This window comes from Mycobacterium sp. TH-M25, from assembly GCF_057473665.1.
Window position 1 is genome coordinate 1 of the sequence record NZ_JBYCLA010000068.1, and the last position, 2,877, is coordinate 2,877.

Annotated in this window: 2 protein-coding genes; both read left to right on the plus strand. The window is 64.1% G+C overall.

Annotated features, from left to right (window positions below):
* Positions 1-954: FAD-dependent monooxygenase (locus AC2VOU_RS02495; RefSeq protein WP_486955937.1), on the plus strand; the 954-nt coding region annotated here is incomplete at its 5' end.
* Positions 955-1,063: 109 nt separating this feature from the next.
* Positions 1,064-2,086, plus strand: a complete 1,023-nt coding sequence (locus AC2VOU_RS02500; protein ID WP_486955938.1) for a PAS domain-containing protein — start codon at positions 1,064-1,066, stop codon at positions 2,084-2,086.
* Positions 2,087-2,877 lie beyond the last annotated feature (791 nt).

Below are 2,877 nucleotides of genomic sequence, written 5' to 3' on the forward strand. Positions count from 1 at the left end.
GGCGCGGGAATCGCGCTGCCGCCCAATGCATTACGCTGCCTGGGGATACTGGGCCTGCGCGACCGCTTCCAAGCCCACTCCCGATCGACGGCGGCGATCAGCATCCAGACCGAGACCGGGCGGATACTCGTCCGCGGAACCCTGGCGCAGTTCAGCGGCGGATCCCAGTTCGTCGTCACCCACCGGGCCGCCCTGATTGCGGCCCTGGTCGGCCAACTCCCCGAGCGCTGCCTCCGTCCCGCGCACGCCGTCAGCAGTGTTACGCCAGACGGGTCCATCACCACCCAACACGGCGCCCAGTCCTTCGATCTCGTCGTCGGCGCAGATGGCGTCAACAGCACCGTCCGCCGCTCGCTGTGGAGAACCAAACAACCAGGCCACACCGGCGTGACCGCCTGGCGATGGATCCTCGACCGACCGCCCGAGGACATCGGCTTCTACTGGGGGCGCCACGCAGAATTCGGGATCGTGCCCCTCGACGACGACAAAACCTACGCCTACGGCGGGGCTCGGCGCGGGCACGCGGACCTCGACAGCTACCGGAACTGGCCAGCGCCCCTCGCCGACGCGATCGTCCGTCGCGACCGTCGCCGTGTCATCACCGATGAATTAGTCGAACTGCGGCCCCCGCGACGCCTCACCGTCGGTTCGGTCGTCCTGCTCGGCGACGCCGCCCACGCCCTACGGCCCACCTTCGGCCAAGGCGCCGCCCTCGGCCTCGAAGACGCTGTGACTCTGGCGCATTCAGGACGCACCGCCTACCTCAAAAGACGACGCCGCATGCTGCTGATGTACCTGGCATCACGCTACGGAGACCGATTCGCCACCCCCGCATCCCGACTTCTTACCCACGCCCGAAACACGGCACTGCGGACCGTTCCCGACCGCGCCTTCACCGCGCTCGCCGGCAGCCCCGGCCGGTGGTCACCCCCACGGGGTTGGCCGCTGGGCTAATCTCCGCATACTGTGATGCCTACGCCCGACCTCACGGATATGCCGCGATAGGCGGAATTTGTCACTTTTGGTCGGTGGCAGCACCTTTACGATCTTATTATCATCACCTATGAATCGAGATTGGCTGCTGCTCGACGTCCTCGGCCAGCAACCCGTCGTCGTCGCCCAAGGCGACGCCCTGCGAAAATTCGTACCGCTAGCTAACTATCTGCGCCGAAACTCCAATCTTGGGGCCATCAGGGAAGCCGTCGGGCAGACGGTCCGCAGCAAAACCGGCATTACCCTCAACCTGCTGGGCGGCAAGGCCATCATCCGGACCGACGCCATAACCATGGACGATGGCGGCCCGGTGCACGGCGTGCAGGTGTGGATTGGTCCGCCAAACGCCACCTCTGCTCGTCGAACCCTGCCAGGTGCAGTCAAATGGAATCTCACGACCGCCACAGCCAGCAGCACCACCCAAGCTCTGCTGAACTCCGGTCTGGACGTGAGCGTCGAGAAACACGACGATCGGCCATTTGCCGCCGACCTGCCGATCGGCGACATCAACCAAGCGGAGTCGCTCGTGCTTGCGCAATCCCTGAGCTGCAAACCCGGCGACACCTTCTGCAGCACATGGGACGTCACCAGCTTTGACGAGAAGCCCATCCGCGTCAGCTTCGTCGCCCGTGCCGCACTCGAGCGACAGCCCGACGGCACCGACCACTTGATCGCGCGTGCCATGAATTGGCGCGCACCTCGTTCCGACGCTCCGGTATCGGCTGACGATTTGGCCCAGCGAATCCTCCGGGGGATGGAGCAGGACGGCGTTCACCGCGCGCTTGTCGAGCTCAAAGGGTGGAATCTACTGAAGTGGATCGACCCGCCGTGCCCGCACATCGATTGGCGCAGGGAACACACCGATCAGCCGCTGGTGCACCCCGGTGACCGTCCGGTCCTACGTGCGATGACCCAGCAATTCGCTGACGGGCCGACGGACGGACTCTTCCGGATCAGCGCCCACGGGGGGGGATGGGTGCTGATCCACGCCACCGTCTACCGCGTCACTCTCATGGATGGCCAATACGTGGGCCTAATCTGTCTGCGTCTACCGACGCCCGCGGAAATTGTGCGAAAACGCACCGCTCAGTAAGCCGTTCCATGTGATGGGCTTCGAGCAGTGGAGCGCGACCGGTGAGCAATATCGGCGAGTTGCGCGAACTAGCGCGGATTAGCCGGTGACTCCTGCCGCGACTCCCGGTGCTAACCGGTTGCTCCGCGGTGACCGGCGACAATGATCAACCAACTCGGTCGTCCACCCGGTTTTCGCGCCGGGACATCTCGGTGCTTGCCCAAGTCCGAATGCACAACACGAGCCGGAAGTGGTCGGGTGAAGCCTGGCCTTGTTACTCTCAAGTGACGGCCAACCCGGCAAGCGCCCTGGACTCAGTCCCCCTGCATGGAGACCGAATCTTGCCAGCCAGCGTCGGCATTCCAGTGCTTCGGAGCAGACATCGAAACCGTGCACGCGAGGGGCCAGGCTCTGTTTTGCTCGCACGAGCAAAACGGCGGCGGATGGATCCGGCCCGATCGACTTAGGTCGGTCAATCGAGCCGTTACCTCACCCAAGCCGGTTTGAATCACCCGCTCCCAGCCGTCGAGCTCCTCCCAGCGCTGCCGCCTCTGTATCGCTCAGCTTGCAGTCAGAGCGACTACGTCGGGCTGATGTCGGCGTGGGTGAACACTGACCCCGGCGCGTCGGGTTGGACAATCAAGGGAAGCAACGCCGTCACTTCTTCACAGTTCAATCGGCGCCTGCCATGGGGGTAGTTTGAAGACTTGTTAGTAAGGTCAGATGCTTGTGCCGCACAATGGAATTCGCTGGTCGGGCTGGGTGAACTACGGCAGAGAAATCCGAGGATCCCGACGCATCGCTAATCTACC